The following is a 24,128-nucleotide window of genomic DNA, read 5'->3' on the forward strand; positions in this document are numbered from 1 at the left end:
TCCTCTGTTGCGCATTCCAGTGATCGATCGGCGCTATTGCAGGCGTTGCGCCTTGGCGGGATCCCAGGTGGCCAGCACGCGATCGCCCGGACGGAACGGGTGGACGTCGAAAGTGGCTTCGGGAACGTGGGAGAACAGGGCGGTGCCGTCGTCGAGCGTGAGCGAGACGGCGATGTAGGAGCCCTGGTACTCGGTCTGTATCAGCCGCGCCGGCGCGCCGAAGGCGCCGTCGGTGAACGGCGCGATGCCGAGCTGATCGGCGCGCACGGCAATCAGCTTGCCGGCGTCGCTGAGCACGTTGTGGCCGCCGATGAAGCGCGCCACGAATTCGGTGCGGGGATGGTGGAAGATGTCGCGGGCCGTGCCCTGCTGCTCGATCCGGCCGTGGTTCATCACCACGATATGGTCGGCGAGCGCCATCGCCTCTTCCTGGCCGTGGGTGACCTGGATGAAGCTGATGCCGAGCTCGCGCTGCAGCCGTTTCAATTCACCGCGCATCTTCACCCGCAGGAAAGGATCGAGCGCCGAGAGCGGCTCGTCGAGCAGGAGGATCTGCGGCTCGGTGATCAGCGCGCGGGCGAGCGCAACGCGCTGCTGCTGGCCGCCGGAGAGCTGTGCCGGCAGACGGCCCGCATATTGGCTCATCGCCACCAGCTCGAGCAGTTCGCCGGCGCGCTTGTGGCGCGTCGGCTTGTCGACGCCGCGCATCTTCAGCGCAAAGGCGACATTGTCGATCACGCTGAGATGCGGAAACAGTGCGTAGGACTGGAACATCATCGCGGTGCCGCGCTCGGCCGGCGGTAGGTCGGTGACGTTCTGGCTGCCCAGGATGATGTCGCCCGCGCTGACCGCCTCGTGGCCCGCGATCATCCGCAGGGTCGAGGTCTTGCCGCAGCCGGACGGGCCGAGCAGGCAGCAATAGGTGCCGGCCGGGATCTTCAAATTGACGGTGTCGACCGCCAGCGTCGTGTCGTAGCGCTTGGTGACGGCGACCAGTTCGAGAGCGGCGGGAGTGGCCATGGCGTGTCCGAGGAGGGGCGGTGCTTCCGGGCTCTCTCCGCAAGGTCCGTGCCAACCGCCGCTTGGCCGGCCGAATTCCGAAACTGTGCAGTGGAGTCAGATCGTTAGATCGAATCCTGGGCCTCCGGGCTGCCCGCCGCTTGCACAGTCATTTGCACACAAAATGGGCGAAGATTGTATAAAGTTTCGCCTGTGATTGGATACAGGTCGTCGACTAACATTCGAAGCGAACGTCGTCGATCGCCCTCAAGCCCAACTCTCGAACCAATGGCCGCCAAGTCCCGCCCCAAATCCGACGCGCCAGATGCGAGCGATCGCGTCAGCCGCATCCGGGAGGGCGTGACCGCCGCGATCCTCGAGCATCGCCTGCTGCCGGGCACGAAGCTCGGCGAGGACGAGATCGGTGAGATCTACGGCGCGAGCCGCACGCTGGTCCGCACCGCGCTGCAGCAACTTGCGCATGAGGGCATCGTCAACATCGAGAAGAACCGCGGCGCGTTCGTCGCGCGTCCTACGCCCGCCGATGCCCGCGAGGTGTTCGAGGCGCGGCGCCTGATCGAGCCCACCATCGTCGATCACGCCATCGACGCGATGTCGCCGGCCTGGCTCGATCGTCTCCAGCAACATCTCACCGAGGAGCGCGAGGCCGAGCTGCGCGGCGACGCGCGCGCCTCGGTTCGGCTTTCCGGTGAGTTTCACAAGCTCGTCGCCGAGATGAGCGGTCACAGCATCTATCTCGGCTTCCTCAAGGAGCTGATCGCGCGCTCCTCGCTCATCATCCTGCTGTACCGCCGCCACGACACGCCGGCCTGCGGCACCGATCACCACGCCGGCATCGTCGCCGCCATCCGCAACCGCGACAAGCAGGCGGCGCGCGCGCAGATGCTGTCGCATCTGACCGAGATCGAGGACGAGCTGTTCCTCAAGGACCCCGCCGCCGACGAGCTGCGGCTCGCGGACGTGCTGGGCGTCTGATCGGCACCGATCTTAGGCACCAGGAATAGCGCCAGGAATCCGCGCCGGAGCCACGAACCCGCGTCAGTGGTTGAGTGCGCGCTCTGCGGCGAGCTGTCCGTCCGGAGTGATCTCGTAGTCGCCGCCTCGCTTTGTCATCCATCCTGACCTGACCATCTCCCGTGCCAGCTGCACCGAGCAGATCGGATGGTTACCTCCTGGGTAATACAGCCTGTCATTTCGGACCAGCAAGTGTCCGTACAGTTGGGCATGACGTAATGCCCTGCGCATCCCGGGTGATGGATCTTTCATGCCGGTTCAAGCGCGAGCGCGACGAAGGTTCCTAATCAACGCCGTGACTTTCGATGGCTTTGCGCTGCGGAGGGCGGGTAGGAACTCGCGTTCTGCCGCATCGTTTGTTGTTTTCGAAGGAGCAGCATCATGAACGTACGGGACGAGTACACGCGATCGCTCTGGATGGATGTTTCGGTCGCGGATGCCCCCGCGCTGTCGCGCACCGTGGGCGTAGACGTCGTTGTCATCGGCTCCGGAATAGCCGGGCTGTCGGTGGCTTATGAACTGGCCTGCCATGGACGTTCGGTCGCGGTGCTCGACCGCGGCGGCATTGGCAGCGGGATGACGGCGCGCACCACGGCGCATCTGGCGACGGCGCTCGACGATGGCTACGGCAAATTGGTCAGGGTCCGCGGCCCAGATTGTGCGCGGCACTATTATCAGAGCGTCGAAGCCGCAATCGACCGCGCCGAGGCCATTCAGCGCGACGAGCACATCGATTGCGATTTTCGGCGTGTCGACGGTTACTGGGTGCAGGCGCCCGAAACGCCCGCATCCGAGCTGGATGAGGAATTGGATTGCTGTCGCAAGCTCGGGATCCCCGTCGAAAATTGCGCCGAGCCGACCGTGTTCCATTCTGGAGGTGTGGTGCGTTCGTTACGTTTTTCCCGCCAGGCGCGCCTGCACCCGACCAGATATCTTGCTGGCCTAGCCGGCGCCCTTCAGCGCCGCGGGGCGCAGCTCTATGGCGACACCTGCGTTGAAAGCATCCGGCAAGAGCGTGGCGACATGATCGTGACGACCGCCTCGGGCTACGAGGTCCACGCCGCCGACGTGGTCGTCGCGACGAACTCGCCGGTCAATGTGCAGGTGGCGATCCATACCAAGCAGGCGCCTTACCGCACTTATGCTCTCGCCGCCAAAATCCCGGCCGGCGCGCTGGAGGATGCGCTGTATTGGGACACGCTCGATCCCTATCACTATGTCAGGCTTCAACCGCTCTCCGCGGAGGAGGACCTCGTCATCATCGGCGGCGAAGATCACAAGTCCGGTGAAGCGGACGACGGCGCACAGCGCCTTGCCGCGCTCGAACGCTGGGCGCGCGAGCGATTGCCGGCGCTACGCGAGGTCACTCATCGATGGTCAGGTCAGGTGCTGGAGCCGAGCGATTTCGTCGGCTTCATTGGCCGCAGCCCCGGCGAGGAGCACCTTTTCATCGTCAGCGGTGACTCCGGACAGGGCATCACCAACGGGCTGGTGGCGGGCATGCTGATTGCGGATCTCGTCATGACCGGCGCGAGCCCGTGGGAGGATGTCTACGCCCCGGCCCGCAAGATTCAAAAGAACATCGGCGAATTCATCAGCGAGAACATCACGCCGCTGAAGAATTTCGCGGAGTATCTGACGGCGAGCGAGATCGCGGGCGTCGAACATCTCCGCCCCGGGGAGGGACGCCTTGTCCGCAGCGGCCTGAAGAAGATCGCGGCGTGCCGGGACCGGAACGGACATTTGCATCTGCATTCGGCAAGCTGCACCCATCTCGGCTGCGTCGTGCACTGGAATGCGCTCGAGCAATGTTGGGATTGCCCGTGTCACGGTTCGCAATTCGCCCCTGATGGCACCGCGCTCAACGGCCCTGCCGTGTCTCCGCTCGGCGATATCGAGAAGCCGGCCAATCTTGAAGCCGCAGAGTGAGGCGAGCAACCTCGCCGACGTGCCGGGCGCGTGAGCGAGGCGCGTTCGCCAGCTGATCTCGCACGCGGCGATATCTCTTTGATTCAAATTGGAGCCGACCGCGGCGACCTCCCGCCAATGCAGATGGCAGGACTGCATATTTGCCGCCGTGGTGGCCAGTTGACGGCGGCCGGACGTCGGCGTCAAATGGCACGCAGAAGTTGCGTGCCTGCCATCACCCCTTGCGTAGCCCTGCACCTCAGCGGAGGCCGGCCATGACGGGTTTGAGGATGCCGGCCAGAGTGTCCGGAATCGCCACGCTGCTTGCGGCCGTTGCAATGATCCTCGGCAGCGCGCCCTCGGCGCCGGCCCAGCAGGACTCCGCCGTCCTGTTTCGCAACGTCCGGATATTCGACGGCAAGAGCGCCGCGCTGTCAGCCGCGTCCAACGTCATCGTCAGAAATCGCAAGATCGAGAAGATCTCGACCGCGGACATCGCGGCCGCCGGTCAGGTGATCGACGGCGGCGGCCGCGTGCTGATGCCGGGACTGATCGACGCGCATTGGCACGCGATGCTGGTGCGCCCGACGCCGATGGCCGCGCTTGCGGGCGATATCGGCTACAACAACCTGCTCGCCGCCAGCGAGGCGACGGCCACGCTGATGCGCGGCTTCACCACCGTGCGCGACATGGGCGGGCCGAGCTTCGGCCTCAAGCAGGCCATCGACGAGGACCTCGTCGCAGGTCCTCGCATCTATCCCTCCGGCGCCATAATCACCGTCACCAGCGGTCACGGCGACTTCCGCCAGCTCTCCGATCTGCCGCGAACGATCGGCGGCATGCTGAGCCGCATGGAGCGGATCGGCGGCAGCATGGTGGCCGACAGTCCGGACGAGGTGCGCGTGCGCGCGCGCGAGCAGCTCATGCAAGGGGCCTCGCAGGTCAAGCTCACCGCAGGCGGCGGCGTTGCATCGCCCTTCAGTCCGCTCGACGTCTCCACCTTCACCGAGCCCGAGCTGCGCGCGGCGGTCGAAGCCGCCGACAATTGGGGCACCTATGTTGCTACGCACGCCTATACATCGGTCGCGATCCAGCGCTCGGTCGCGGCCGGCGTCAGATGCATCGAGCACGGTCATCTCATGGACGAGGCGAGCGCCAAGCTGATCGCTGAGAAGGGGATCTGGTTGAGCACGCAACCGTTCCTGGATATCTCCGCTGCAGCCGCGCTCGGACCCGCCGAGCAGGACAAGATGAAGCAGGTGGTCGCTGGAACCGACCGCGTCTATGCGCTCGCGAAGAAGTACAGCATCAAGACCGCGTTCGGCACCGACGTCCTGTTCTCGCAGGCGCTGGCGGATCGACAGGGCGCCATGCTGGCCGCGCTCACGCGCTGGTACACATCGGCCGAAGCGTTGGCCATGGCGACGTCGGCCAATGCCGAATTGCTGAGCCTGTCCGGTCCGCGAAATCCCTATCCGGGCAAGCTCGGCGTGGTCGAGGAGGGTGCGTTCGCCGATCTCCTGCTGGTCGACGGCAATCCGCTCGACAACATCAAGCTCGTCGAAGATCCCGCGAGGAATTTTGTGGTGATCATGAAGGGCGGCAAGGTCTACAAGAACATCCTCGCACGCTGACGAGTGCGCGCGTGGATCACATCCTGCGCGCCTGCCAGGGCATGAGGTGGCGGGATTGGATCGCTGCTAGGGGCGATCCTCCGCAACCGGGCTGATGCGCCGCGAACCGGCCGCGATCTCCGGAACCGCGGCGGGCCGTCCAGGGCTTGTCATAATCCCGGGCCTGTCATCGGAGGCATGGCTTCTCAGCGTCTCCAGGACTAGGAAGAATTTCTCGGCTAGCATGAGTCAAACTCGCTGATGCGTTCGTTTCGGTTTCGAGAACAGCGAATTTCGCTCGTCAAATCGGTCACTTGCTGCGCTCGGGGCCAATTTAGTTCGTCATGGCACGCCGAATTGTGACAAGCCTTGCTGGATTTCTGCGTCTGGCACGTCGTGTCGATGATCAGGCAGCGCGACTAACGTGACTATTCCTTGCCGGACTGACGGGCTATATGCTGTCGCTCTGTCATTAAACTGTCATGTCATCGTAAATGCTGAAATCAGACCCAACACCGGCTCGCAAAACCTCGAGTGCGCCGGACGGAAATCCTGTCCTGAAGGACAACAAGAGGACGCAAGTCGTCGCCGGCTTTCTCAGGCAGATTGAACCGGCCGAGCCCGGCGCGGAACCTGCGATCGTCGAGGGCGCTGTGAGTGATCAGACGCCATCGCAAGATGCCCCGCCTGCTCCGGAACCAACTCGGTCGAGCCTTGTCGCGCACCCCGGCGAGATCGAGCTCAAGCTGGTCGTCGATGCCGATCGCATGGCGCATTTCAACGCCGCGCCGGTCATCGCGGCGAATGCGCGCAACAAGGGCTCGCGAAAACACCTCAAATCCGTCTACTATGATACGCCTGATCGGATGCTTCGGCGCAACGGCCTGAGCCTGCGCGTTCGCCAGAGCGGCGCGCGCTTCGTGCAGACCGTGAAGACCGACACAGCGGATGATCCGCTGCGCCGCGGCGAGTGGGAGGCGAGCGTGGCCTCGCTTGCGCCCGATCTCGCTCTGGCGATGCCGTTCATTCCGGAGAAGCTTCGCAGCCATCTCGAAGTGCAGCCGCTCGAAGCTATCTTCACCGCCGACGTCCATCGTCACGCGCGGATGATCGACCTGCCGTCCGGCACGGTCGAGATCGCGTTCGACCAGGGCGTGCTCACGGCGAGCGATCGATCGCTGCCGGTGAGCGAGATCGAGCTGGAGCTCAAGAGCGGCAGTGCGAGCACGATCTACGAGGTCGCATTGCGGCTTGCAGAGCACGGCGCGGTGAAGCCGTCCATCCGCAGCAAGTCGGCGCGTGGCTTCGATCTTGCCGCGGGCGCGCCGCCCTCGGCACGACGCCCGCGAAAACTTCGCCTCGATCCTTCGGTGACGCTCGACGAAGCCTTCGCGACGATCCTGCGCTCGTGCTTCCTCCATCTGCTTCAGTCGCTGCCGGCGGCCGAGGACGGGCGCAATCCGGAGGGCGTGCATCAGCTGCGTGTCTCGCTGCGCCGGATTCGATCGGCGCTCGACCTGATGCGCTCGGTCGGCGCGCTCAGCAATCTCGACGCACTGCGCTCGGAGGCGCGCTGGCTGGCGCAGGACCTGTCCGCCGCACGCGACTGGGACGTGTTCCAGCGCGAGACCTTGCCGACGATCGCGAAGGCTTGCCCTTCAATCGCCGGCTTCGATGCGCTCGGCCGGGCTGCGGCCGAACGCCAGTCCGACGCCTATCGCAAGGCCCATCACGCGCTCGACGATCGCCGCTGCGCCATGTTCCTGATCGGCCTCGGCAACTGGATCGAGACGCGGGGCTGGCGCAACGACGTCGCCGCCGAAGATCTCGGCCGGCTCGCCGAGCCCGCCGTCAACTTCGCGCAGCGCATTCTGTCGGAGCAGTACGCCAAGGTGCTCAAGCGCGGCCGCCGCTTCAAGTCGCTCACGATGGAGGAGCTGCACCGGGTGCGGCTCGCGACCAAACGGCTGCGTTATCTCAGCGAGTTCCTGCTGCCGCTGTTTGCCGATCGCAAGTCCGCGAGGAAGTTTGCCCGCAGGCTCGCCGGTTTGCAGGAGGAGCTCGGCGCCTTCAACGACATGGCGGTCACGGCTTCGCTGCTCGACGGGCTCGGAGCCGAGCCCGACAGCGCCATCGCCGCCGCCGCGATCGCCGGCTGGCAGGCGCGTGCATCGATCGGCGTCAAGCCCGCCTTGCAAGGCACCTGGCGCGATTTCACCGCCGCGCGCGTGCCTTGGTCCTCACAGGGCTGATCGCAGAACCCCAAAAAGTTGCGGCCAGCCATTGGGGGATGGCTGGCCGCGCGCGAACCGGTCTGGGACGGGGAGGGGTGGGGATGTGACCGGGTCGCGTAACTCCTTGTCTCGTTCTTAATCTCTGGCGCTGGCGGTGGAGACCGCCGGCTTGGTATCGCCCAGCGAGACCCAGACGTTGGGATCGCTCTGCGACTGGCGCTTGACGAAGCGGTAGCCGGTTTCCGTCCAGGCAACGACGTTCTCGTTCTGATTGTCGAGAACGAACTCGCCCTTGTCGGTCTTCACCGTCAGCACCGCGTGTCCTTCGCCCTTCTTGTCGCGCACGACGGTGATCAGCAGGGCCTGGCGCGGCCATCCGGCATCGATCAGCATCTTGCGCTTCAACAACACGTAGTCTTCGCAGTCGCCGTAACCGTCGGTCGGCAGCGACCATTTCTCGATCACGCCCCAGTGCTCCTGGTCGGTCAAAGGCTTGACGGTCTCGTTGACCCAGCGATTGACCTTGACGAGGTCGCGCCATGCGGCCTGCGACATCACGATGTCGCGCGGCTGTGCCGGCGTGCCCTGGCACTGAGCGGTATTGTCCGCGCAGAACTCGACCCAGCCGATCGGCGCACGCGTGGTGTCACCGAGGCTCGCGTAGAGCAGACGGCCTTCGCCGGCCTGCGCTGCCGCGCTGATCCCGAAGAGCATGGCAGCCAGCGCCAGCCCTTTCCCCTGTCCCTTGAAGTCAAACATTGCGGCCCCCGTTTCTTGTTGGGACCACATTTCGCACGGAGCTTTTGAGTTGCCGCTAAGTCAGTCAAGTCAAGTCGAGACGAATACAAGTAAAAGGCGCGGCGAATTCGATCTATACTTGAATCGAATTCTCATAAAATTTGAAACAACTGCAATTGATTCAAGTTTTATCGATTAACGCGGAAACGCTGGCGGAACCGCCATTTCAACGTGCAAACGGGCCGCGCGTTAACCGGCGCGAGGCCCATGATCACGCGCGAAAAAGGCGGCGTCCGCATTGCGGAAGCCGCCTTCGGGGCTGGAAATACAGGGGTTTTGGCGTCCTAGCGCTTTACCGCGCGGTAACGCTCTCTTCGAGTGTCTCGATCGGCTGCGCGTGGACGAACTCCAGCGCGAAGCCGTCTTCGAGGTTTCGGACCACGCGGCCCTGGACCCGGCCGAGCATGACGGTCGATTTCAGCGGCGGCCGGTTCTCCGCGGCGATGGCAGCACCGGACAAGGAAAGGTCGATGATGCGGCAGGTCATCTTGGTGCCGTCCTCGAGCGTCAGCACCGCGATCGGGTTGCGCGGCACGATACGGTCGTGGCGACGGTCCTCCGGCAGATTGAGGATGTCGCGGTTGGCGAGCCAGGTCAGCTGCGCGGCGAGCTTGTCGCGCTTTCGGGGCGTCGCCCCGATCGTCATGGCGAAGCCGTTGTCGATGATGCGGGTGATCTTGCCCTCGACACGGCCGATATGGTCGAGATAGGCGACGACGCGGTCGCCGACATTGCCGATGCCGGGGGCGAGCAGCGCGAGGCCGCCCGGCGACATGTTGATCACCTGGCAGGGGAATTCGCGGCGGTCCGGCAGCATGTAGCGGCCGAGCAGGTGCACCTTCACCCGCTGGAAACGCCGACGCTCTTCGGCGGCAGGAAGAAATTTTTTGTTCGCCAACGCCATTTTCAACACCCGACCCCCCGCCCGGGCGGAGTCCGGGACGACCCTAAGGTGCATAGGGTTAATGCCGCGTTAGGATTGGGTGCGGCGGAAACGGACAGACACGATGCGTTCGAAAAGCCACACCCGGAGGGTGCTCAAGCCGGCCTCATCGCCCGCCGCTGCAACAAGACCAGCAGCGCCAGCAGCACCGCGGCGGACAGCCCGAGCGACCAGTGAATGCCGATCGCCGCGCCTGCTAGCCCGACCGTGATGCCGCTGAACGCCCGCATCCCGAGCCCCGCCATATTATAAAGACCGACGACGCGGCCGCGAATGTCGTGCGGGGCATTCACCTGCACCAGGGCCTGCGCCATGGTGTTGAACGACAGCTCGAAGAAGCCGGCGCAGAACAGCAGCACGATCGCAACCGGATAGATCCGCACCGTGGCGAAGCCGAGCAGCGCCGCGCTCCAGAGCATGGCCAGCAGGATCGCGGCGCGCGGCGTGCCTTTCAATCGTCCCCAGGACTCCAGCGCGATAGCGGCGAGCACCGCGCCGGCCGCATCCGCCGCGAGCAGCACGCTGTAGGAGACGCCGGGATCGCCATGGCCGAGATCGCCGGCAAAGCCCGGCATCTGGGCGTGATAGGCGTTGCCGATCATGAAGGAGGTGAGGCCGGCGAGCCAGGTCATCGCCGTCAGGGTCGGCTGGGTGCCGATGGCGCGGATGGTCAGCACGATGTCGGCAAGGCCGCGCACGGCAAAGCGCCGCACCGCCACGCTGCTGTCGCGCGCCGGCGCCCAGAACAGCCAGAGCAGCATCGGCAGATAGAACAGCGTGTTGAAGATGATGCCGTGCGAGGTGCCCAGCGTCAGCATGATGATTCCGCCCACGGCAGGCCCGACCAGGATGCCGAGATAGCGCGCCATCGCGTTCAGCCGCACCGCGCTCGGCAGGTCGGCGGGGCCGACGAGGTCGTAGAGCAAGAGCTGGTTCGGCGTCTGCCAGAGCACGCCGGCGCAGCCATGGATCACCAGCAGCAGCATCGCGTGCCACATCTGGATCGTATCGGTGATGAAGAAGAAGCCCCATCCGCTCGATGCCACGATGAACAGCAGCATGCCGCACTGAATGATCCGGCGCGGATCGAACCGGTCGGCAAGCCCGCCGACGGCGACCGAGAACAGCAGGAACGGCAGCCAGTGCGACAGCACCGCAAACCCCGCCAGCGCCGGCGAGTGGAATTTCTGGAACACCACCCAATAGCTGATCACATGCTCGATGTTGTCGGCCATCATCGCCAGCACGTAAGAGCCGAACTGCAGCCGGTACGGCACCGACTTCATCGCCGCGAACGAGCCGGACGCAGCCACGGGATTTTGGGGAAGGGGGTTCAAGGGGGCACCTGGGAAGGACCTTGCGGCCTTACACGGTCGAGGGTGAGGGCTCAAGACAATTGGATGTGTGGGCATCTGCCATGCACTGCCACCACGAACTCCGTCGTCATCCTGAGGTGCTCACCTTGCGATGCGTCCGCATCGCAAGATGAGCACCTCAGGATGACGGTAGAGAGTGTGGCAGCTGCCGTAGTCCGGATTAGCGGAGCGATATCCGGGGCCGCTGATCCCGCATGTCGCTTCGCTCATGCGGGCTACGAATTCCTGCATCTTGGCACGCGCGTACATCTCACATAGCTTTGCCTCAGCCCGCACCCATCAATCATAACAGACGGGCATCGAGGAAACAGCCATGCAATCCATTCGCGTCTGCACCCATGCAGGGCCGGGCTCAGAGCCAGTCATCCGCACCGTGCCGTGGCCGAAGGTCGGCCGCAAGGCTGCGCTGATCAAGGTGGGCGCCTGCGGGGTCTGCGGCACCGATCTGCATATCCTCAAGGGACATTGGCCGAAGCCGCTGCCCTGGCCGTTCACGCTCGGCCACGAGCTTGGCGGAATCATCGTCGAATGCGGCGAGGAGTTTACCGAGGACTTCATGAGCAAGCCGCTCAAGGTCGGCTCGAAAGTGATGATCCCGCCGCTGATGCCCTGCGGCCATTGCTATTACTGCATCCATTATCCGCAAACCGCCAACAAATGCCTGACGCCGGTCTATTACGGCCGCTATCTCGGCTTCGACAAGGCGCCGCACATGTGGGGCGGCTGGGCCGAATATGTCTACGTCGATCTCGAGATGCTGCCGGGCACCAAGATCTACAAATTGCCCGACGACATGTCGCTGCGCTTAGGTGCGCTCTCGGAGCCGCTGACCTCCTGCATCCGCGCCTTCAACCGCGCCAGCCGCGCCGGTGGTTTTTCCTGGGGCGATACGGTGGTGATCCAGGGATCGGGGCCGATCGGCATTCTCGCGGTCGCGGCCGCAAAGGAGATGGGGGCAGGGCGCGTCATCTGCGTCGGTGCGCCCGAGGAGCCGCGGCTCAAGCTGGCCCGCGAATTCGGCGCGGAGGCGACCGTCAACATCGAGGAGATCAGGTCGCCGCAGGAGCGCATCGCGCGTGTGCGCGAAATCGTCGGCGGCTTCGGCGCTGATCTGGTGATGGATTGCTCGGGGCATCCCACCGCCGGCCCGGAAGGCATCGAGATGCTGCGTGACGGCGGCACCTATGTCGAGATGGGCCAGTTCACCGATGCCGGCTCGATCGAGACCTCCTGGCACCGCATCTGCACCAAGGATCTCAACGTGCTGGGCTCCTGGGGCTTCACCGGCAACGATCTGCCGCTCGGCGTCGACATGCTCTATCGCACCGCGGGCAAATATCCCTGGCTGAAGATGCAGACGATCTATCCATTCACGGAGGAAGGCGTCGCGCAGGCGGTGAAGGACGCCATGGCGATGAAGACGGTGAAGTCGACCATCGTGCCGTGGCCGGAACTGGTGGACTAGACGATGCCATCGATCCCGCACGATCTCGCGGTGTTCCTGGTCGAGGCCAAGCGGCGCACCTATGCCGGCCTCGACGACGACGCGACGGTGGCCGCGCCGCTGCTCGCCGGCTCCAAGCAGCTCGAGCATCGCGCGCCGCCTTATGCCTATCGCGATGTCTATTTCGGCATGGGATTTTTCGTCGGGCAGGAGACGGTGTCGAAGGACGACCGCGTCATCTGGTCGATGAGCTACGGTGGTGGCGCCGGTGCGGAGATCAGGGATCGGGAGACTCTCCTCGCGATCTACAAATTCCTGCGTTACGCGCTGCTGGCTGTGAGCGTCGAGCAGCCATACCGCGGACCGCGCCGGTTCGAGCAGGCGGGGATGGTCTACCGCAACGAGGTCGAAGGCGCGCTCGATCGTTTCCACGGCGTCGAGACGATTGCGCGGCAGGATGGCATGCAGCTCTACGAGCTGCGCTATGGTGGCGGGCTGCTGCGATAGCCCTGCGAGCCTGTAACCCGGATGGAGCGAAGCGCAATCCCGGGGCACCGGCCCCGCATTCCGCTTTGCTTCATGCGGGCTACGAGCCGCAATTTGGAACAAGGGCCACGATGACAAACGAACAGACACCCGAACCAACCCGGCGCTCTCCCTTCAACGCCATCCGCGCGATCGACTACACCGTTGTCTTCGTGCGCGACATGGCGGCGATGCGCCGTTTCTATGAGGATGTCCTTGCCTTTCCGCTGCTGCGCGAGCTGTCGCCGAACTGGATCGAGTATGGCCTCGGCGGCAACACGCTGGCGCTGGCGCGGCCGAGCCGGACCGCTACCGATGCGCCGACGCCGCCGGGCAGTGCCTCGCTGCAACTGGCGTTCAAGGTCTCCGCGGCCGAGGTCGATGCATGCGCAGACGAACTCGTTCGGCAGGGCGTTGCGCTGGTGTCGCCGCCGACCAATCAGTCGTTCGGACATCGCACGCTGTTCTTCCGCGATCCCGACGGCAATCTCTTGGAGATCTATGCCGAGATCTAGGCTGTGTACTCATTAAGCAGCTGTGCTCCGCTCCGGGGTCTCGGCGTCAAAATGCGCGGTCGCAACCACAACCGGCCGCGGCGGTTCGGCTTTTTGCGCCACGGTATCCTTCCCGGCCAGCGCAGCGGCCATCAAGGCCAGCGAGGGGCGTCTCCCCCTGCTAATCGCTATCAGCTTGCGCGGGATTGCGCGCCGTGACGATCCACGTCGCGCCGTCGATCATCACCGACCGCTCGCCGGGGCAGTCCGCGAAGGCGGCACGAACCGCGGCCGAGGCGCGGGCGCGGATGTCGTCGGGCTGATCAACAAGCGCGCGCGACAGCGGGCCGACCTCGAACGTCATCTTCACCGCGTCGTCGATCGCCGTGATCGCGGCCTGGCCGAACACCTCCAGCCTACCGTCGAGCCGGGCCTGGTGGACGACCCCAGCGCTCCCCGCTTTGGCCCTTCCAATTGGTGATCTGATCGGCATTGTACTGTGCCATGACATATCCTTGTTCTGGTTCGTTCTTAACGAAGCTATCCGATGCCAAAGTCCATCGTCTCCAGCGAGCCCGCCTCCACTAGTGATAAGGCGCCGTCCGCTGATGGCGGCATCACACGAGTGATCCGCGTTAGCTCACGATTGGGCCAGCCGCAGCTTCATCGAAACCAGCACGAGCTTGGATAGCGAGGCTTCGTTCTGCAGCCTGCGAGTCGAAATATTCCTCAATCGAATAAACCTTGCCCCATCGCAACTTGAAGACGTGGACGCCCCTGTTCACATACGAGCTTTGGCCGTCAAGTAGCCTCGCGTTGGCCCGCCACTTGACGAACACTGTGGTATTCCATGGCCAACCCGTCACCTCGACCCGCTCAATATCTATATGAAGCTTCGGGAAAACACGGCCCATGCGCTCGAACCACTGCTTCACCGATTGCTTTCCATGTCGCTCACCCCCCAACGCATGATTTCCGGCAACCCAGTGATACGCGTTTGGTGTTAGGCCCTTTGCAGCATCATCCCAACGCTGGTTGTTGACATGATCGAAGCTCCTGCGGATCTCTTTTTCGACAATTAGACTGTAGACCATTGATGCCACCTGTTGTTGGATAGCCGACGGCTCTGCAAGACGGATGGATACTTTCCAGATACTGAAAGCTGCTCCGGGTAACGACGTCGATCCGTTGGGAAAGCTGGCCGACGGGCGGCCCCGCAGGCGGCAGCGGCGGAATAGTCAGAGCCAGCGGCGAACCTCGGCCTTGTAGTGGCGGTAGTCGTCGCCGAACTTCGCTTCGAGATAGCGCTCCTCGCGGGCGATCACCTGCGTCTGGATCGCGATCAGCACCAACGGGAGCAAGGCGAAGGCGATCGGCCCGTCGAAGCCGATCGCAAGACCGGCATAGATAAGCGCCATTCCGAGATACATGGGATTGCGGGTCCACCGATAAGGGCCGGTCGTTGCGATCAGGGTCGTTGGCTGCGACGGCGGAACGTTGGTGCCCAACCGCCGGAACAGCCCCGCCGCCGCAAGCATCATCGCCGCGCCGGCAACGAACAGCAGCGCGCCGGTCGCGACCAGCAACCGCCCGTCGATGCCGAAAGAGCGCTGGGTGACGAACCGCTCCGCCGCCAGCCCCAACAGCAGCGTTCCCAGATAGACGAAGGGCGGAGGGAAGCGCACACCCGCGCTGTCCGGTTCGACCGCCATGCTCATCTCCAATCTGCGCTCTCAAACCACCATCGACTGCTGGGCGAAGATACCCGCCATCGCGCCCTGCGATGATGCCTGGGTGACCGAGGGCAAGAAGGGCGTGGTGAGGTCGCCGGCGGCGTAGATGCCGGGCATGCTGGTTTGACGGCGTTCGTCGACCTTGAGGACGATGCCGGCGGGCGTAGCCACGGTGGCAAGGCCCAGTGCTTCATGCAGGCTTGCGGACGCCTTGTTGCGCGGATTGGCGAACAGGATGTCGACCGCGACATTGCGGCCGGTATCGAGATTGACGGTGGCGATATGGCCCTGGTGATGGGCGATCTCGACGATCCGGCCATCGATGAGAGGTATGTTGCGGCGCGCCAGATCGGCCTGGATATCGGGCGGAATGTCGTGACCATCGGCGAAGAGCGTCAACTTGTCAGTCCAATCGTGGAACAGCCTGACCTGATTGTGCGACTGCGGGCTGGACCAGACGAGGCCCCAATGCTGGCCGGCGACTTCAAAGCCATCGCAATAGGGGCATGGCACGATGGACGTGCCCCAGCTTTCGGCGTAGCCCGGAACATCAGGCATCTGGTCGGCGACGCCATAGCTCAGGATCAGACGACGCGCCGCAAGGCTTTCAACATCGCCAGTAAGGACAGAGAAATTGTCGATGGCGCCGGAGACGCTGTCGGCCCGGGCACTGACAAGCTTGATCGCGGGATAACGCGCCAACTGCCGCCGCGCCTCCGCCAGGATGTCCAGCGGCGGCTTGTGATCGTGGCCGAGCAGTCCATGCGAGTGGCCGGCGAAGCGGTTGCGTGGCAGACCGGTATCGAGAACGGTGACCTTGCGGCGGGCGCGGCCGAGCTGCAAGGCGCCGGCGAGACCGGCAAAGCTGCCGCCGATGATGATGACGTCATCCATGGTGATGGGCTCCGTGTTGTGGATGGAGGGAGACGAGTTGGGCTTGGCGGTGGCCTGAGCGCGGGCGAGGCCGATGGCGGAAAGCGCAGCCAACTTCAGCAGGGCTCGTCGTTGCATCGAAGGAATCACCCTACCCCCTGGCTTGCACATTTCAGATACTTCATGGTATCGTAATTCAAGAATTAGGATACTGTCAAGTACTGGAATTGCCGTGACCGAAAACAGCCAGGGCCGGCGCGGCCGGCCCGCCAACGAGGCGCTTGGCCAAACCATCATCGACGCCGCGCGCGAGCTCTTTGTGGAGTTGGGTTTTCAAGCGACGACATTGGACAAGGTCGCCCAGCGAGCGAAGATATCCAAGCTCAGCATCTACAGGCACTTCGAGAACAAGGAGGCGCTGTTCGGCGCGGCCATGGCGGCCGGCTGCCATCAGTTGTTTGCACCACAGACCCTTCTTGAAGGCGTCGACGGTTCGGTCGAAGATCAGCTCGTGGCGGTGGGATCATCACTGCTTCGCACGCTGTTGAGATCGGACGTCCGCAGCCTCGAAGCCATGGTCATGGCCGACAAGACGAGTCAAAACGCATTAAGCAAGCTCCATTTCGAAGCCGGCCCCGCTCATGTCATCGCCGAAATCGAGGCCCTGTTGCGTCAGTTGCACGCGAAGGGGCTTCTGAACGTGCCCGATCCTCTCCGGTCCGCCCGCTTGTTCGCCGCGCTTTTCAAAGGATCCGATCTCCTGATGATCGCACGCTTCGATCAGGCGAAAGCAGAGGACGACAACGAAATCGATTCCTATTGCCAGTCGGCCGTCGCCATGTTCATCGCCGCGCATCGTGACAACGACCAAGTGGGCGGAGATTTGCCTGCCTTAAGGTCAAAAAACAAAATTTGAATCGTGCGTGACTAGCAAAATTCATGCGGTGGTCGATAGCAATGGTCTGTCGGTACGGCTGGCGCTGAGCCCCGGTGAGGCGCACGACGTTCGACTAGCCGGAAAACTGCTGTCTCGTCTGAAATCCGGGGCAATGTTACTCGCCGACCGTGGCTATGACGCCGACTGGATCAGAGAACTTGCGATGAAGAAGGGCGCGTGGGCCAACATCCCACCAAAGAGCAATCGCAGCGATCCGATCTGCTTCAGCCCGTATCTTGCTTTCGTTCAGCTCGCCTCGATCAGGCTATGGCTTCGCGTTAATGAGTCCACGTCCTAGTCCAGTCACCGTGTCCGTCGCCTGAAAAGTTCCACCGGAAATCCCGGTGTTATTCACGCCGCGGTGAAACTTAGGTCCAGGTTGCGGCTTTCAGTTCCCAGGAGAGCGATCGTGAAGCGAATCCTGAAACCCGTCACTTACGTGCTGGCTGCCATCTACTTCGTGGTGGATGCGGTCTTCATGGCCGTGGCGCGGCCAATAGCGCGTTGGATCGGGCGGCATTTCGAATTCAGGCGATTGCGCGCCTGGATCAGGGGGCTACCGCCTTATCCGTCGCTCGCTTTATTCTCGGTGCCCGTCATCATTCTGGAGCCGGTCAAGCCCGTGGCGGCCTATCTCGCCGCGACCGGTCAGTTCGTCAGCAGCGTTGTGACTTTCATTGTCGGCGAGTTGCTCAAGCTGGTGTTGGTCGAGCGCCTGTTTCATCTCACGCGCGACAAGCTGATGCGAATTCCCGCCTTTGCCTGGGCTTACGGAAAATACGCCGCGGCAAAGGCGTGGCTGCAGGCGACCGAGGCCTGGCGCGCCATCCGAGCGCTGGCCCGCGCAATCAAGGACAGTGCTGCACGCGCAAGAGCCAGGCTGGTTGGCCGCTTCAGCCGGCTGGCGGCCTCCAGGGATTAGGCCGCGCGCGCTGCCCTCTATGCAAGCTTGCGCGCTGCGGCGGTTGCCTTGTCGCCGGTGTTCGGGGTGCCGGTCGGCTCGATGAGCAGGAGTTGAACCTCCTCGCGCGCTACTGGACGGTGCTCGACACCTCTGGGCACCACATAGAGCTCGCCCGGACCGAGCGTCACCGTGCGATCCCGCAATTCGATGTCCAGATTGCCCTTCAGGACCAGAAAGAAGTCGTCGGTGTCGTCATGCTTGTGCCAGGTAAACTCGCCCTTCACCTTCACCACCATCACGTCGCAATCGTTGAACGTCGTGATCGTGCGCGGGGACCAGAGGTCCTCAAAGGTCGCGAGCTTGTCGGCGAGCGATATGCTGTCAGGCATGTTTCCCCCATTGTTCTCTTGTGAGAAACGATTTGGTATCGGATGGCCGGTGCGGCAAGACCGTATCCATTGACCGATCGAGGTGGCGGTAAAAATCCTCCGCAACCTCTAAGCGCGGTTCTCTGCGCGAAGCCATGCATCATAGGCATGGTGATTTCCGGGCACTTGGCGTAAAGAGCGCCTAGATCAAATCAGCGTGCGGCCGGGCCGTTTGCCGCGCATGCAGCTCAGGCCCCTCGGCTCACAGTTTGCGCGCCTGAATTAACCAAGGTTCTCCATCCCGTGTCTTTTCCGGCCCTGACCCCGCCGCTCGCCCGCGCTTTGGCCGAGCGGAACTACGATTCGCCAACCCCCGTTCAGCTCGCCGTGCTCGCGGACGAAGCCGCCGGCCGCGACCTGCTGGTTTCGGCCCAGACTGGCTCCGGCAAGACCCTCGCTTATGGCCTCGCCATGGCCAAGGATCTGCTCGGCGATGCCGAGCGGTTCGAGCGGGCGGCGGCTCCGCTCGCCTTGATCGTGGCGCCGACCCGCGAGCTCGCGATGCAGGTTCAGCGTGAGCTTGCCTGGATCTACCAGCATGCGGAGACGCGCGTCGTCTCCTGCGTCGGCGGCATGGATCCGCGCCGCGAGCAGCGCGAGCTCGCCGCGGGTGCTCACATCGTCGTCGGTACGCCCGGCCGGTTGTGCGATCATTTGCGCCGCGGCCGTCTCGACATCTCGGAATTGAAAGCGGTCGTCCTCGACGAGGCCGACGAGATGCTCAATCTCGGCTTTCGCGAGGACATGGAGTTCATCCTCGAGACCACGCCGGAGACGCGCCGCACCCTGCTGTTCTCGGCGACCTTTCCGCGCGGCATCGTCGCGCTCGCCAAGCAATATCAGCAGCAGGCGTTCCGGATCGAAGTCGCCGGCGACGAAGGCGGTCATGCCGATATCGAGTACCGCGCCATCCGAATCGCGCCCGCCGATGCCGAGCATGCGGTCGTCAACGTGCTGCGCTTCTACGAGGCGCCGAGCGCGCTGGTGTTTTGCAGCACGCGCGATCACGTCAGGCATTTGCAGGCGGCGCTCCTGGAGCGCGGCTTCTCCGTCGTCGCCCTGTCGGGAGAATTGACGCAGAACGAGCGGACCCTGGCGCTGCAGTCGCTGCGCGACGGACGGGCCCGCGTCTGCGTCGCCACCGACGTTGCCGCCCGCGGCATTGACCTGCCGAGCCTCGACCTCGTCATTCACGCCGACCTGCCCAACGACGCCGAGGTGATGCAGCACCGCTCGGGCCGAACCGGGCGCGCCGGACGCAAGGGGACAAGCGTCCTGCTGGTGCTGCCCGCCCGCCGGCGTCGCGCGGAGCTGCTGCTCAATCTCGCAGGTGTCGACGCCGACTGGGGCACGGCGCCGCAGGCGGACGAAATCCGCAAGCTCGACCATGAGCGCATGAAGGACGTGTTGTTCACCGAGGAGACGACGGCGGACGATCTGGTGCTGGCCCAGGCGCTGCTGGCCGAGCGGTCGGCCGAGGATATCGCAGCCGCCCTGGCGCGGCTCTATCGCGCGCGGCTGCCGTCGCCCGAAGACATTCTCGATCCCGGCGAGCGCAGCGGCCGGCCGCGCGACGATCGTGGTCGCGATAAATTCCAGGATAGGGGCGACGGCGGCGACGATCGCGCCGGAAGACCTCGATCGAAATCGGGAAAAGTATCGTCGAAGCACGGCATGTCGGAGACGAGCGTCTGGTTCCGCGCCGCGATCGGACGACGCAAGAATGCGGAGGCGCGCTGGCTGCTGCCGATGATCTGCCGCCGCGGCGGCATCGACAAGCGCGACATCGGCGCCATCAAGATCATGGACACAACGACCGAGTTCGAGATCTCCGAGCGGGTCGCGGAATCCTTCGCGGCCAAGGTCAAGCGTCCGGACAAGGAGGACAGCATCCGCATCGAGCGGCTGGGGGAGGGCTCGCAGCAGCAGGCGCCTGCGGAGGAGCGGTCACACACGCGCGAGAGCCGCGACAGCGATCATCGTGAACGTCGCGACGATCGTCCGCGCGACAAGAGTGAATTCAAGCCACGCGGCAAGCCTCAAGGCGAGCGCGGGCCGAAATTCGGCGATGCTCCGTCTTTCGGCAAGAAGAAGCACAAGAACAAGCCGGGTCACGCAGAGCCGTCGGTCACGGCGTGGCCCGCGAAGGGCGCGCCTGGAAAGAAGCCGAAGAAGAAAAAGCATCGCGGCTGAACCGGCACCGTTCAGCGCAGACGACAATGATGCCGCCGGGTTGCACCGGCGGCATCATCTGAAAAGTCAGGTGTGAACTCAGCGGCCGCCGCCGCCACCACCACCACCGCCTCCGCCACCACCACCTCCGCCGCCGCCGGCATCGCGCATCGACGAGCTGTAGCGCGGATCAGTCTGCTTCATGTAGGTCGGCGAGGTATCGTTGGCGAGGCGCGCGACGGGGCGGCGTGCGCGGCCCGGGGTCGTCGACTCCGCAACGATGCCACAGCTTTCGAAGAAGCCGAACTGGCAACCATCGATTCGGTGTGGCGCCGCGTTGGCGCTGGTCGCGGCGAACGCACTCGCTGCAACACATGTCATCAAAGCAATCTTCGACAAAGTGAGTTTCATGGATCTTCTCCAGCCTCGGTTCGGCGAGACCGGAACGGCTCGCACATCCCTTCGACGGAGCGCCACTTGACCCGGTTCGAGGGCGCGGCTTCACGCCCGCGTGAGCCGGCTGGCCGGTGAGGGACATTACGCCGCGGTAAGGTCGCGCAGCATATACGTCGCGCCTTCGCCATAGGATGCCAGTTTTGCGCGCAGTGCCGCATCCGCAGTGACGGGCCGAAAGCCGAGACGTTGCCACAGCGGCCGCGTGGCGTAGACCGAGACCAGTGCGAGCGTTGCGATGCCTGCCGCACGCGCCAGCTGCTCGATCTCTGCAACATAGGAGCGCACGACACCGCCGCGAAAATCGGGCAGCACCGCGACGTCGTGCAGGTAGAGGCAATCCGCATCGTCAGGCAATCGTGCGAGCAGGCCGTCGAGCGGCGGGATCCGGTGTTGCTTCCAGGGATGCGAAAGTCCGTAGCCGGCGATCTCGTCGCCCGTGATCAGCACGCGGCATCCCTCGGGATAGAGCCGCATCTTCTCCGCGAGCACCTCGGGGCTCTCAGGGAGATCAGGATGAATCCGCGCCGCGATCGCGCTGATCGCGGGCAGATCGGATGCGTGCGCGGGACGCCAATGCGGCTTGCTCATGTCTTTCCGTCGTTCCGTCTCGGTTGATCCAGTTTATTCCGCCGCGTCGGCGCGCGCAGTGAAAAATATCTTTGCCGCCATCTCAGGAATACGACGCCGCGTGCGGCGTCCTACCCATGCAAGCCAATTGCATGACAGGAGATATCATGACGTCCTCGATCCGCCTCGCGCTCTCGCTGGCACTCTCGCTCGCGATCGTTCCCGCCGCCTTCGCCGCACCGCCGACCAAGACGGGCAAGACCGACAAGGGCAACGTGCTCACCGATGGCAAGGGCATGACGCTCTACACCTTCGACAAGGACGCGGACGGCAAGTCCGCCTGCAACGGTCCATGCGCGACGAACTGGCCGGTGCTGAAGGCCGAGGCCAGCGATGCAGCGGGCGACGGCTACACCATCATCACGCGCGACGACGGCTCGAAGCAGTGGGCCTACAAGGGCAAGCCTCTCTACACCTTCGCCAAGGACCAGAAGCCCGGCGACGTCACCGGCGACGGCTTCTTGAACGGCGCCTGGCATCTGGCGATGCCGTAACCGCGCATCGTGCGTCGGCTGTTGCTAGCGACAGCCGGCGCACTGACGTGCGGTCATCTCGGATATTCGAGCTGCATCGCGACGAAGTCGGCCGTGCGTGACCCGTAGCGCGCATCGATGGCATGCAGCGTCCGGTCCAGCGCTCGCGCCGGCGGCAAGTCGACGGTATCAGGCGGCATCTGCTCTGCCGGCCAGCCGGCCGCGACGTTGTCCGGCAGGATGCGAAGACCGCCACGGCTCGTCTGCGGCTCTGCCGTGGCCGCGAAGGTGAGGGCGCGCGAGCGATAGGTGCGCGACCACGCATCAGCGACAAGCGCAAGCGACACCTCGTCGATGTCTGGCGTCAGCGCGAGTCCGAGTTGCTCGCGGTTCCAGAATGCGAGCGTGTTGGCGATCGCCGTCAGCGCGAACGGGCGTGTGAACTGGAACGCCGCGCTGCGATGGCGCGCATTCCACTCCGCAAGACCGATGTCGCGGGCGACCGCCTCGGCCCTGGCGCGGCCGGCGATGGCCTCGACCAGGGTCAGGGCCATCGGCATGGACGCGGTGATGCCGGTCGTCGTCGCAACGCCGCGATCGACCACCAGCCTGCGGTCCGCGACATAGCGGATTGCGGCATGCTTTTGCAGATCGCGCACCGAATACCAGTGCGTGGTGGCCTGCCGGCCGTCGAGGAGTCCGGTGTTGGCAACGACCTTGGCGCCGACGCAGACGCCGATGATGATCGCGCCCTTGCCGGCCTGGCTTTTGATCCATTGCAACGCCACGGCATCGTCTTCGCGGCTCATCGCGGGCACGATCACGTAATCGGCGCCGTCGGGATGCGCCGCGTCGAACTCGGCGATGGTCGCATGCGGCTGCACTTTCAGCGCGGGATAGAGCGTGACGGGTCCGGGCTGCGTCGCCAATGTGAGGACGTCGGCGACATCGGCGCGCGCGAGGATGCCGTACGGCATCAGATAGTCGGTCGTCTCGCTCATGTCGTTGATGCCGACGATGGCAATCAGCGGGCGTTTGCGCTTCGGCGGCTTCAGCGCCGCAAGCGTCGCTTCGGTCTCCTCCTTGGATATCGCAGGGGCGGCTCCCTGAGCCGGCGCGCCGGGCAGCAGGAACAGCCAGGTTCCGCCGATCGCCGCCAGCAGCACCACGCAGCCGACGCCGCTCAACGCCAGAACGCGCCATGTCATGATGATGTCACCCGAACCTCGTTGCTTCACGCGAGGCGGAAGCTATCCCTTGGCGACGACATCAGGAATGACGCAGATCCGGCAAAAACGGCCATCCGCATGCGCGTGATTTGTCGGGCGGCGGAGACTATCTCAGCCCCTCATACACCATCAGCCCGCGTGCGATCTGCAGTTTGCGGATCGCGCGCGGCAGCAGCTTCTCCGGCTGGTGCAGATAGCGCCAGGAGGTGAGGGTGAAGGCTGAGAGCGCGCCGCATTCGTCGTCGAACGGTGCGAGCACGCCCGTCACGCTCACCGGCGTGTGCGGGCGGGCGTTGAAGGGCAGCAGCAACAGCTCGAGATAGGCCTTGCTGCCATCCTCGCGCGCGGCCGTGACGCCGGCGATCGCACCTAACGCCTCGTCGGCGACGATGGTTGTGATCTCCTCGATCTCGCTGCGGCTCGCGGCCGTGAACAGCGCTGCAAAGCTCTGGTCCTTGAGGTCGCATCCCGCGAGAGCACAGACGCGTGTGCCGGCGACGCGGAAGGGAAAGCCGAGATTGGGCTCGCAGGAGAGGACAAAAATGTCGCCGAGCAGGCCGCGGACCGCGGCCGGATCGATGTCGGCCCTGTCGGGAGCCCGTGCGGCGCCGCGCTTCTTGTCCCAATACGCGAAGAACGCGCGGCTCGACGGATGTTTCATGTCTGAACGCTTATCCCGGGGTGCGACCTCGAAGGGACAAAGCTGTCCCGCTTCAGTGCACCCGCGATCCCTTGTGATGTTGTGCAGGAGGGGATTTGCAGCGTCCATGCCGGGAGGGCGTTTTCGCCCCCGTTAAGGCAGTCTTTGCGTCGTTAACGTTAAATTAACTATGGCCTTTGCGTCTCGCGCGGCGCTGCTATGGTGATCGCAGTCGCAAGCCTCGCCGCTTTCATCCAGGTTCTCGGCGGGCCTGTACACAGGGCGTC

Annotated in this window: 23 protein-coding genes and 2 pseudogenes; 12 read left to right on the forward strand and 13 right to left on the reverse strand. The window is 64.3% G+C overall.

Annotated elements, in window-relative coordinates; all coding sequences use genetic code 11:
* Positions 1 to 33 precede the first annotated feature (33 nt).
* On the reverse strand, positions 34 to 1,020 hold the full coding sequence (locus BM190_RS23040) for an ABC transporter ATP-binding protein (RefSeq protein WP_092259218.1): 987 nt from the start codon (positions 1,018 to 1,020) through the stop codon (positions 34 to 36).
* A gap of 267 nt (positions 1,021 to 1,287) precedes the next feature.
* Between BM190_RS23040 and BM190_RS23045 the strand changes: the two genes are divergently transcribed.
* The 4 genes from BM190_RS23045 (at position 1,288) to BM190_RS23065 (ending at position 7,807) form a co-directional block, all read left to right on the forward strand.
* Positions 1,288 to 1,995, forward strand: a complete 708-nt coding sequence (locus tag BM190_RS23045) for a GntR family transcriptional regulator (protein WP_092259219.1) — start codon at positions 1,288 to 1,290, stop codon at positions 1,993 to 1,995.
* 420 nt (positions 1,996 to 2,415) lie between these two features.
* Positions 2,416 to 3,963 carry an FAD-dependent oxidoreductase gene (locus BM190_RS23055; protein WP_177237230.1) on the forward strand — a complete coding sequence of 516 codons (1,548 nt, stop codon included), beginning with the start codon at positions 2,416 to 2,418 and terminating at the stop codon, positions 3,961 to 3,963.
* A gap of 254 nt (positions 3,964 to 4,217) precedes the next feature.
* Positions 4,218 to 5,576 (forward strand): metal-dependent hydrolase family protein, encoded by a 1,359-nt coding sequence (locus BM190_RS23060; protein ID WP_502687007.1) that lies wholly within the window; start codon positions 4,218 to 4,220, stop codon positions 5,574 to 5,576.
* 473 nt (positions 5,577 to 6,049) lie between these two features.
* The gene (locus BM190_RS23065; RefSeq protein ID WP_092259227.1) at positions 6,050 to 7,807 is read left to right on the forward strand and encodes a CYTH and CHAD domain-containing protein; all 1,758 of its coding nucleotides are present in this window, start codon (positions 6,050 to 6,052) and stop codon (positions 7,805 to 7,807) included.
* 117 nt (positions 7,808 to 7,924) lie between these two features.
* On the opposite strand, the gene BM190_RS23070 is transcribed toward BM190_RS23065, so the two are convergent.
* The 3 genes from BM190_RS23070 to BM190_RS23080 all read right to left on the reverse strand — a co-directional run bounded on the left by BM190_RS23070 (position 7,925) and on the right by BM190_RS23080 (position 10,816).
* A complete protein-coding gene (locus BM190_RS23070; protein WP_177237231.1) occupies positions 7,925 to 8,548 on the reverse strand; it encodes a transglutaminase-like cysteine peptidase in 624 nt (207 codons plus the stop codon).
* Positions 8,549 to 8,879: 331 nt separating this feature from the next.
* Positions 8,880 to 9,491, reverse strand: coding sequence for a PilZ domain-containing protein (locus BM190_RS23075; protein ID WP_026202686.1), 612 nt, complete (start codon positions 9,489 to 9,491; stop codon positions 8,880 to 8,882).
* Positions 9,492 to 9,625: 134 nt separating this feature from the next.
* Positions 9,626 to 10,816: an MFS transporter gene (locus BM190_RS23080; protein WP_177237240.1), complete on the reverse strand. Its 1,191-nt coding sequence runs from the start codon at positions 10,814 to 10,816 to the stop codon at positions 9,626 to 9,628.
* A 403-nt stretch (positions 10,817 to 11,219) separates the two neighbouring features.
* Between BM190_RS23080 and BM190_RS23085 the strand changes: the two genes are divergently transcribed.
* From BM190_RS23085 to BM190_RS23095, 3 genes are all read left to right on the forward strand, one after another.
* Positions 11,220 to 12,371 (forward strand): zinc-binding dehydrogenase, encoded by a 1,152-nt coding sequence (locus tag BM190_RS23085; protein ID WP_092259236.1) that lies wholly within the window; start codon positions 11,220 to 11,222, stop codon positions 12,369 to 12,371.
* A 3-nt stretch (positions 12,372 to 12,374) separates the two neighbouring features.
* A complete protein-coding gene (locus BM190_RS23090; RefSeq protein ID WP_092259239.1) occupies positions 12,375 to 12,857 on the forward strand; it encodes a DUF5680 domain-containing protein in 483 nt (160 codons plus the stop codon).
* Between the two features lie 110 nt (positions 12,858 to 12,967).
* Positions 12,968 to 13,390 (forward strand): VOC family protein, encoded by a 423-nt coding sequence (locus BM190_RS23095; RefSeq protein ID WP_092259242.1) that lies wholly within the window; start codon positions 12,968 to 12,970, stop codon positions 13,388 to 13,390.
* 160 nt (positions 13,391 to 13,550) lie between these two features.
* On the opposite strand, the pseudogene BM190_RS23100 reads toward BM190_RS23095, so the two are convergent.
* The 4 genes and pseudogenes from BM190_RS23100 to BM190_RS23115 form a co-directional block, all read right to left on the reverse strand.
* Positions 13,551 to 13,754, reverse strand: a pseudogene (locus BM190_RS23100) (SAM-dependent methyltransferase); the annotation flags it as partial.
* Positions 13,755 to 14,004: 250 nt separating this feature from the next.
* Positions 14,005 to 14,463, reverse strand: a complete 459-nt coding sequence (locus BM190_RS23105; protein ID WP_092259245.1) for a nuclear transport factor 2 family protein — start codon at positions 14,461 to 14,463, stop codon at positions 14,005 to 14,007.
* Positions 14,464 to 14,607: 144 nt separating this feature from the next.
* Positions 14,608 to 15,081, reverse strand: a complete 474-nt coding sequence (locus BM190_RS23110) for a methyltransferase family protein (RefSeq protein WP_092259382.1) — start codon at positions 15,079 to 15,081, stop codon at positions 14,608 to 14,610.
* Positions 15,082 to 15,102: 21 nt separating this feature from the next.
* Complete coding sequence (locus tag BM190_RS23115) at positions 15,103 to 15,996, reverse strand: NAD(P)/FAD-dependent oxidoreductase (RefSeq protein ID WP_177237241.1); 894 nt, start codon at positions 15,994 to 15,996, stop codon at positions 15,103 to 15,105.
* A 211-nt stretch (positions 15,997 to 16,207) separates the two neighbouring features.
* On the opposite strand from BM190_RS23115, the gene BM190_RS23120 reads away from it, so the two are divergent.
* The 3 genes and pseudogenes from BM190_RS23120 to BM190_RS23130 all read left to right on the forward strand — a co-directional run bounded on the left by BM190_RS23120 (position 16,208) and on the right by BM190_RS23130 (position 17,834).
* Positions 16,208 to 16,891, forward strand: a complete 684-nt coding sequence (locus BM190_RS23120) for a TetR/AcrR family transcriptional regulator (RefSeq protein ID WP_092259251.1) — start codon at positions 16,208 to 16,210, stop codon at positions 16,889 to 16,891.
* 7 nt (positions 16,892 to 16,898) lie between these two features.
* A pseudogene (locus BM190_RS23125) lies at positions 16,899 to 17,210 on the forward strand (transposase); the annotation flags it as partial.
* A 111-nt stretch (positions 17,211 to 17,321) separates the two neighbouring features.
* A complete protein-coding gene (locus tag BM190_RS23130; protein WP_092259254.1) occupies positions 17,322 to 17,834 on the forward strand; it encodes a hypothetical protein in 513 nt (170 codons plus the stop codon).
* A gap of 17 nt (positions 17,835 to 17,851) precedes the next feature.
* Here the strand turns inward: BM190_RS23130 and BM190_RS23135 are convergent, their stop codons facing one another.
* Positions 17,852 to 18,205 carry a cupin domain-containing protein gene (locus BM190_RS23135; RefSeq protein WP_092259257.1) on the reverse strand — a complete coding sequence of 118 codons (354 nt, stop codon included), beginning with the start codon at positions 18,203 to 18,205 and terminating at the stop codon, positions 17,852 to 17,854.
* A 282-nt stretch (positions 18,206 to 18,487) separates the two neighbouring features.
* On the opposite strand from BM190_RS23135, the gene BM190_RS23140 reads away from it, so the two are divergent.
* Positions 18,488 to 20,437, forward strand: coding sequence for a DEAD/DEAH box helicase (locus BM190_RS23140; RefSeq protein WP_092259260.1), 1,950 nt, complete (start codon positions 18,488 to 18,490; stop codon positions 20,435 to 20,437).
* Between the two features lie 78 nt (positions 20,438 to 20,515).
* Here BM190_RS23140 and BM190_RS23145 read toward each other — a convergent pair whose 3' ends face one another.
* Positions 20,516 to 20,827, reverse strand: a complete 312-nt coding sequence (locus BM190_RS23145; RefSeq protein ID WP_092259263.1) for a hypothetical protein — start codon at positions 20,825 to 20,827, stop codon at positions 20,516 to 20,518.
* A 126-nt stretch (positions 20,828 to 20,953) separates the two neighbouring features.
* Positions 20,954 to 21,460, reverse strand: a complete 507-nt coding sequence (locus tag BM190_RS23150; RefSeq protein ID WP_092259266.1) for a GNAT family N-acetyltransferase — start codon at positions 21,458 to 21,460, stop codon at positions 20,954 to 20,956.
* A gap of 146 nt (positions 21,461 to 21,606) precedes the next feature.
* On the opposite strand from BM190_RS23150, the gene BM190_RS23155 reads away from it, so the two are divergent.
* Positions 21,607 to 21,993, forward strand: coding sequence for a COG4315 family predicted lipoprotein (locus tag BM190_RS23155; protein ID WP_177237232.1), 387 nt, complete (start codon positions 21,607 to 21,609; stop codon positions 21,991 to 21,993).
* A 53-nt stretch (positions 21,994 to 22,046) separates the two neighbouring features.
* Here BM190_RS23155 and BM190_RS23160 read toward each other — a convergent pair whose 3' ends face one another.
* The gene (locus tag BM190_RS23160; protein ID WP_177237233.1) at positions 22,047 to 23,180 is read right to left on the reverse strand and encodes a DJ-1/PfpI family protein; all 1,134 of its coding nucleotides are present in this window, start codon (positions 23,178 to 23,180) and stop codon (positions 22,047 to 22,049) included.
* 127 nt (positions 23,181 to 23,307) lie between these two features.
* Positions 23,308 to 23,862: a PAS domain-containing protein gene (locus BM190_RS23165; protein WP_092259275.1), complete on the reverse strand. Its 555-nt coding sequence runs from the start codon at positions 23,860 to 23,862 to the stop codon at positions 23,308 to 23,310.
* Between the last annotated feature and the right edge of the window lie 266 nt (positions 23,863 to 24,128).

Origin of the sequence: Bradyrhizobium sp. Rc3b (assembly GCF_900114915.1) — a bacterium.
Taxonomy (GTDB): domain Bacteria; phylum Pseudomonadota; class Alphaproteobacteria; order Rhizobiales; family Xanthobacteraceae; genus Bradyrhizobium.

Bases quoted from the DNA above. Each gene is read 5' to 3' on its own strand.
- BM190_RS23040 (WP_092259218.1), bottom strand. From the start codon at position 1,020: ATGGCCACTCCCGCCGCTCTCGAACTGGTCGCCGTCACCAAGCGCTAC.
- BM190_RS23045 (WP_092259219.1), top strand. From the start codon at position 1,288: ATGGCCGCCAAGTCCCGCCCCAAATCCGACGCGCCAGATGCGAGCGAT.
- BM190_RS23055 (WP_177237230.1), top strand. From the start codon at position 2,416: ATGAACGTACGGGACGAGTACACGCGATCGCTCTGGATGGATGTTTCG.
- BM190_RS23060 (WP_502687007.1), top strand. From the start codon at position 4,218: ATGACGGGTTTGAGGATGCCGGCCAGAGTGTCCGGAATCGCCACGCTG.
- BM190_RS23065 (WP_092259227.1), top strand. From the start codon at position 6,050: ATGCTGAAATCAGACCCAACACCGGCTCGCAAAACCTCGAGTGCGCCG.
- BM190_RS23070 (WP_177237231.1), bottom strand. From the start codon at position 8,548: ATGTTTGACTTCAAGGGACAGGGGAAAGGGCTGGCGCTGGCTGCCATG.
- BM190_RS23075 (WP_026202686.1), bottom strand. From the start codon at position 9,491: ATGGCGTTGGCGAACAAAAAATTTCTTCCTGCCGCCGAAGAGCGTCGG.
- BM190_RS23080 (WP_177237240.1), bottom strand. From the start codon at position 10,816: ATGAAGTCGGTGCCGTACCGGCTGCAGTTCGGCTCTTACGTGCTGGCG.
- BM190_RS23085 (WP_092259236.1), top strand. From the start codon at position 11,220: ATGCAATCCATTCGCGTCTGCACCCATGCAGGGCCGGGCTCAGAGCCA.
- BM190_RS23090 (WP_092259239.1), top strand. From the start codon at position 12,375: ATGCCATCGATCCCGCACGATCTCGCGGTGTTCCTGGTCGAGGCCAAG.
- BM190_RS23095 (WP_092259242.1), top strand. From the start codon at position 12,968: ATGACAAACGAACAGACACCCGAACCAACCCGGCGCTCTCCCTTCAAC.
- BM190_RS23105 (WP_092259245.1), bottom strand. From the start codon at position 14,463: ATGGTCTACAGTCTAATTGTCGAAAAAGAGATCCGCAGGAGCTTCGAT.
- BM190_RS23110 (WP_092259382.1), bottom strand. From the start codon at position 15,081: ATGGCGGTCGAACCGGACAGCGCGGGTGTGCGCTTCCCTCCGCCCTTC.
- BM190_RS23115 (WP_177237241.1), bottom strand. From the start codon at position 15,996: ATGGATGACGTCATCATCATCGGCGGCAGCTTTGCCGGTCTCGCCGGC.
- BM190_RS23135 (WP_092259257.1), bottom strand. From the start codon at position 18,205: ATGCCTGACAGCATATCGCTCGCCGACAAGCTCGCGACCTTTGAGGAC.
- BM190_RS23145 (WP_092259263.1), bottom strand. From the start codon at position 20,827: ATGAAACTCACTTTGTCGAAGATTGCTTTGATGACATGTGTTGCAGCG.
- BM190_RS23150 (WP_092259266.1), bottom strand. From the start codon at position 21,460: ATGAGCAAGCCGCATTGGCGTCCCGCGCACGCATCCGATCTGCCCGCG.
- BM190_RS23155 (WP_177237232.1), top strand. From the start codon at position 21,607: ATGACGTCCTCGATCCGCCTCGCGCTCTCGCTGGCACTCTCGCTCGCG.
- BM190_RS23160 (WP_177237233.1), bottom strand. From the start codon at position 23,180: ATGACATGGCGCGTTCTGGCGTTGAGCGGCGTCGGCTGCGTGGTGCTG.
- BM190_RS23165 (WP_092259275.1), bottom strand. From the start codon at position 23,862: ATGAAACATCCGTCGAGCCGCGCGTTCTTCGCGTATTGGGACAAGAAG.